Genomic DNA, 4,921 nt, shown 5'->3' on the forward strand with positions numbered 1-4,921 from the left:
AGACAGGAGAAATTTTGGCAGATTTAAAACCGAAATTGGAGCAGATGAAACAGAAATGGTCTGCTGGTTATGATTATAAATTTGCTGGTGAAGCTGAAACCCAAGGAGAAACATTCGGTTCAGCAATTCAGATGTCTTATGTGGCTATTTTCTTAGTTTTCTCGGTCTTAGTATTGCAATTTGGCTCTTTTACCCAGCCTTTCATTATTATGCTTTCCATTCCTTTTGCCTTCATCGGCACATTTGGTGGCTTTTCATTGTTTCACATTCCCCTATCTTTCCCAGCTATGATTGGGATTATTTCCCTCGTGGGTATTGTAGTCAATGATGCCATTGTCATGGTAGAAACCATGAATAAGCACAGGGAAAAAGGGATGAAAGTGCGACAATCCGCAGCCCAAGGTGCTGCTGACAGATTGCGCCCCATTTTAACTACTAGTATTACTACCATTGTCGGTTTAATTCCCTTAGCAATTAGTGACCCCGTATGGTTCCCTTTGTGTATGGCGATTATCTTCGGTTTATGTGCTTCTACGTTGATTGCATTATTGGTGATTCCCTGTTTGTATTTACAGTTGACACCGAATAAGTAGGAAATAGGGACAGGAAGTGTCAAAAGAGGCAGGGGAAAAGGGTGCAGGAGGGAGAGGGGAAGACTGAAACTTATGACGGGTAAACTTTTGACTTGTAAAATTGCTGCTACAAAAGCTGCTACAAAATTTTAAAACACGCAATTGGGAATCAGAAATAATGCCCTGGTTTGTCAAAATAGAAGTAGGCAAAGTAGATAAATCCACCTTTGACCAATATATACCTGCTCATAAAGCCTATGTTCAAGAATTAATTGCCAAAGGACACAAAGCCAAAAGCGGTTATTGGGCAAAAATGGGAGGAGGAATGCTGCTATTTGAAGCTGCTTCAATGGATGAAGCACAAGCGATTGTGGCTGAAGATCCCCTGATAAAAAACAATTGTGTTGACTATCAACTCCATGAATGGAAAATTGTAACTGAATAATACACAATTCACACATTTAATGTTATGATTTCTTTAGACCTGGACCTATGCGACTGCAACGCCTAAACCTTGTCAGGACCGGAAGGTAGCAGCAACACGGGATGCTTGTAGTAGGCGTAGTCTCCGGGTCGCCCCATTTTCGCAATGAAAAAGCTCTAATGTCTGGTTTTGGAGATATTGTTAAAAAAACTTTCTACCTCGGCGTTGGTTTAGCAACTTACGCTGGCGAACAAGCTGGAAGTAAAGTCGCCGAATTGCGATCGCAAGTTCAAAACCTAGCTGATGAAATGGTGGCACGGGGGGAAATGAATACCGAAGAAGCCCGTCGCTTCGTTGAAGATATGATGAGGCAAGCTCAAGAACAGTCACAAGCTAATGTTGAAGCTGAAAGAAAGCCTGCTTCTGAACCCCGGCGCATTGAAATTTTAGAGGAAGATGAGCAATCTACAGAACAAGCTTCCTCATCTGACAATAATGTAGATAATTTACGTCAACAAGTATTAAATCTACAAGAAGAATTAAAAAACTTGCAAAGAGATAGATAAATAAAATCTATATATTGATCTAAGCATAATACAGTTTATTTATATTTTTTCATAGTTTCTCTTGAATTGAGAATGGAATGAAACAAATCAATTATTCAAAATCACTAGAAAACCTAACTCTACCCGAGATTACAGAATTTCCAGTAAATTAGCACTTGTGCGTCCCTCGGCAATTGGTTAAGTTAAAGATTAACCTTTATATATGACCAAACTGATGGGAAGATATCCTCCCATTGATAGCCATCAAGGACATAAAATTTATGGAAGAATTAGAAAAAGAATTTTGGGAAATTATCCAAACAGTGGCTGATGAAGTCGATCAATTCTTCATGGGAATAAGTGAAATGGTAGATACATTCTTTGATTTCACCGAAGAAGTTACTGAGCAATTACAAGAATCAATAGCTACTGAGATAGAAGATTATTTTAGTGAAATAACTGAGCCTTTCTTAGATACTTACTGGGATATGGAAGATGTGGTCAGTGATATTGACTCAGCTTTCCCTTATCCAGTGGAAGCAACACCAGACAAAAATCCCGCTTGTATGGGTTGTATACATTATCACGGTCATGCCTATGGTGGTAATTTGTTAGTTTGTGGTATGCATCCACATGGTTGGGATGATGAAAATTGCCCAGATAGGGAATAATATAACAATGGTCTGGAAATATATAATCATTTAAGTCATTAACTAACCGTTTGTTCCATGAGTCACTCCTCACCTGAAATTACATCTCAATCTGATCAAGAAATGAAATATGGCGAACGGCAGATTGCAGAAGGCGAATTAATTACATTCCCTAATCCCCGTTTAGGTCGCCGATATAATATTGATATTACTTTGCCAGAGTTTACCTGTAAGTGTCCGTTTTCTGGCTACCCCGATTTTGCCACTATTCATATTACCTATATACCTGATGAAAAGGTGGTGGAGTTAAAAGCTCTCAAGCTTTACATTAATAATTACCGGGATAAATATATATCCCACGAGGAATCAGCTAATCAAATCCTAGATGATTTTGTGGCAGCTTGTGATCCTCTAGAAATGACTGTCAAGGCTGACTTTTCTCCTCGGGGGAATGTGCATACGGTAGTTGAAGTCAAACACCAAAAAAGATAACGCCCCAGAGTTTTTTGATTTTACCTTAAGCGATCGCTGGTTTTTCTGGTTGTTTTTGAGAATTTAACTGATCCAAAATTCCGATCATTTCCCTTTCAAAGGTAATTTGGGCGCGATTGGTTTTCCCGCCAACATACAAACGACCATCTTTTTGTAATGCCCAGATTTGGGAGTGAGAAAAGTAACTGGAGATTACACCCAACATCAGGGTGGCAAAGCCAGCATAAACTAGAGGGATACTGGGGTCTGACTTAATTTGCAAGCCAGTACTACCTACGATTTCTAAAAGTTTTAAAGTCACACCATTTATTTGGGTAGACATCCCTGCACGTAGGGTATTAACTAATTGTCCTTGGGGATCATAAATTAAAACAGTTCCTTGTAAGTCCTTAGCAATTAAAGACACACCTGCACTTAAATCAGGCTTGGTAGGAATCCAGGTTCCCCACAATTGACCTTGACCCTTAGTATCCAATTCTGCCATAGGTAGTTGAAAAATGGGGCTTTTGTTGATTTGGACTTTAACAGCAGCAATACTCCAACTGGTTTGGTAAAAAGTGATCCCACGGTACCGTAAAGGCTGGTTAACAAAAATCTTTTTATGGTCAACTTCCTCTCCTTGAGGATTTAAAACCGACATATCAGAATAAAACTGGTCAATTCCTCCATTAGGAGTATAGTCAATCCAAAAACGATTTACCCGCACAGACCAATCTTGAGAACTTGGTTTTGCTGCCCAAGGCCCAGCATTGATGATATTTTTGATCTGGAAGGTATTGCCACTGGGAATCATTTCTTGGGCAACAAATCCAGTCATTGCTCCCAAAATACCCCCCAAAAGAATCAATACAATGCCTATATGCACCACGATTGGCCCGATACGCCCAATAATACCTTTACGAGCGTAGAGAACTCCTGATTCTTCGGGAAATATTTTATAGCGGCGATCGCTCAATATTTGGGTAAGATTTTCTAAAGATGCAGTATTGTCCTTGTCTAAATCAAACTCGGCACTCAATGCCAGTTTTTGAAATTGTCGTGGTTGCTGATAGAATTTCCACCGTTGAGCAGCCTTTAATGCCGGTAATTGGCGGGTAAAAGTACAGGCTGTTAAACTAGTGCCAAAAAATATCAGCAATGTCAAAAACCACCAAGTACGGTAAACATCATTTAATCCCAAAGTAAGCAGAACTTTCCAGGATAAAAAACCAAACAAAGCTGGATCTTCTGGGTAATTTGCTTGGTAAAAACTGAGGGATTGTCCTTGTTCAATGATTGTACCGGTGATACTAAATAAAGCAATTAGCAACAGTAGGACAATAGCCAAGCGCAAATCTGTGATTAAAGGTAAAAAATCCCGTCGTAACAAGCGCCCAATAGCAGACCACCAATTAGATTCTTTAGGGGTTGTATTATCTAAAGTCATTGATTTAAAAACTACCAAGTGGAATCCGAGACATTAAAGAGAATAGGCCAAATCCTACTAACAATACACCACTAACAGGATTAATCCATGCTGACCAACGACGCAATTCTAGAACCTTCTTAATAGAAGCAGTAAATGTACCTGCCACAATCAACGGAGCCACGTAACCAGCAGTATAAGCAAGCAATAAAACCCCTCCCAATATTAAATCTTGGGTGTGAGCAACCCAACCCAACAAACTGGCTAATACGGGGGTGCTACAAGGAGAAGCAACTAAACCAAAACTTAAACCAATTGAATATGCTCGTACACCTTGGGGTAATTCTGGGGATATCCAATCTGTTCCTCCCCAAGAAGGCATTTGTAAGGGCAATGCTTCTAGCAAATTTAATCCCATCAAAATTGCAATAACGCTGACTATTATGGGCAAACCGATGCCCACCTGTCCGTAGACCTTACCAATTGCTGCTGCTATAATTCCCAATCCTGCCAAGGTAGTTGCTAACCCCAAGGCAAACCATGTAGACTGGGCTGCTGCTTGGAGACGACTTTTAGCTTCATAACCACCGATATAGCCAATAGTTATGGGCAACATGGACAACATACAGGGTGTGAGGCTAGTTAGTAATCCAGCCGCAAAAATCACAGCAACACTCAGTAAACTCAAATGGGTGAGCTGATTCGTCACCAATGCATTGGCAAATTGTTCTAATTCGTAAATTCGGGTTTGCAGGGTTTCCAGCATGAAGCCTAGATAGGGATAAAATGCTTGTAATACTTGCATTTTAGCTTATTTGAGCCTTACGGGGATG

At 40.0% G+C, this 4,921-nt stretch carries 7 protein-coding genes and 1 other RNA gene; 6 read left to right on the plus strand and 2 right to left on the minus strand.

What is annotated here, in order from left to right:
* From CALSC_RS03465 to queF, 6 genes are all read left to right on the plus strand, one after another.
* Nucleotides 1-593 (plus strand): efflux RND transporter permease subunit (locus CALSC_RS03465; protein WP_143288137.1); only part of this gene is annotated, 593 nt, incomplete at its 5' end.
* Between the two features lie 157 nt (nucleotides 594-750).
* The gene (locus CALSC_RS03470; protein ID WP_088240027.1) at nucleotides 751-1,017 is read left to right on the plus strand and encodes a YciI family protein; all 267 of its coding nucleotides are present in this window, start codon (nucleotides 751-753) and stop codon (nucleotides 1,015-1,017) included.
* Nucleotides 1,018-1,053: 36 nt separating this feature from the next.
* An RNA gene (gene ffs, locus CALSC_RS03475) (signal recognition particle sRNA small type) lies at nucleotides 1,054-1,150 on the plus strand.
* 25 nt (nucleotides 1,151-1,175) lie between these two features.
* A complete protein-coding gene (locus CALSC_RS03480; RefSeq protein WP_088240028.1) occupies nucleotides 1,176-1,562 on the plus strand; it encodes a phasin family protein in 387 nt (128 codons plus the stop codon).
* 260 nt (nucleotides 1,563-1,822) lie between these two features.
* Entirely contained in the window at nucleotides 1,823-2,212 is a 390-nt protein-coding gene (locus CALSC_RS03485; protein WP_088240029.1) for a hypothetical protein, read from the plus strand.
* Nucleotides 2,213-2,269: 57 nt separating this feature from the next.
* Nucleotides 2,270-2,683 (plus strand): preQ(1) synthase, encoded by a 414-nt coding sequence (gene queF, locus CALSC_RS03490; RefSeq protein ID WP_088240030.1) that lies wholly within the window; start codon nucleotides 2,270-2,272, stop codon nucleotides 2,681-2,683.
* A gap of 25 nt (nucleotides 2,684-2,708) precedes the next feature.
* Here the strand turns inward: queF and CALSC_RS03495 are convergent, their stop codons facing one another.
* Nucleotides 2,709-4,109, minus strand: a complete 1,401-nt coding sequence (locus CALSC_RS03495) for a cytochrome c biogenesis protein (protein WP_088240031.1) — start codon at nucleotides 4,107-4,109, stop codon at nucleotides 2,709-2,711.
* Nucleotides 4,110-4,113: 4 nt separating this feature from the next.
* Nucleotides 4,114-4,854 carry a cytochrome c biogenesis protein CcdA gene (locus tag CALSC_RS03500; RefSeq protein ID WP_088240032.1) on the minus strand — a complete coding sequence of 247 codons (741 nt, stop codon included), beginning with the start codon at nucleotides 4,852-4,854 and terminating at the stop codon, nucleotides 4,114-4,116.
* Nucleotides 4,855-4,921 lie beyond the last annotated feature (67 nt).

The sequence above is a fragment of the Calothrix rhizosoleniae SC01 genome (assembly GCF_900185595.1).
In the GTDB taxonomy this organism is placed as follows: Bacteria; Cyanobacteriota; Cyanobacteriia; order Cyanobacteriales; family Nostocaceae; genus Calothrix_A; species Calothrix_A rhizosoleniae.

Coding starts and splice junctions, on each gene's coding strand:
- queF (WP_088240030.1), top strand. CDS start 2,270: ATGAGTCACTCCTCACCTGAAATTACATCTCAATCTGATCAAGAAATG.
- CALSC_RS03495 (WP_088240031.1), bottom strand. CDS start 4,109: ATGACTTTAGATAATACAACCCCTAAAGAATCTAATTGGTGGTCTGCT.
- CALSC_RS03500 (WP_088240032.1), bottom strand. CDS start 4,854: ATGCTGGAAACCCTGCAAACCCGAATTTACGAATTAGAACAATTTGCC.
- CALSC_RS03470 (WP_088240027.1), top strand. CDS start 751: ATGCCCTGGTTTGTCAAAATAGAAGTAGGCAAAGTAGATAAATCCACC.
- CALSC_RS03480 (WP_088240028.1), top strand. CDS start 1,176: ATGTCTGGTTTTGGAGATATTGTTAAAAAAACTTTCTACCTCGGCGTT.
- CALSC_RS03485 (WP_088240029.1), top strand. CDS start 1,823: ATGGAAGAATTAGAAAAAGAATTTTGGGAAATTATCCAAACAGTGGCT.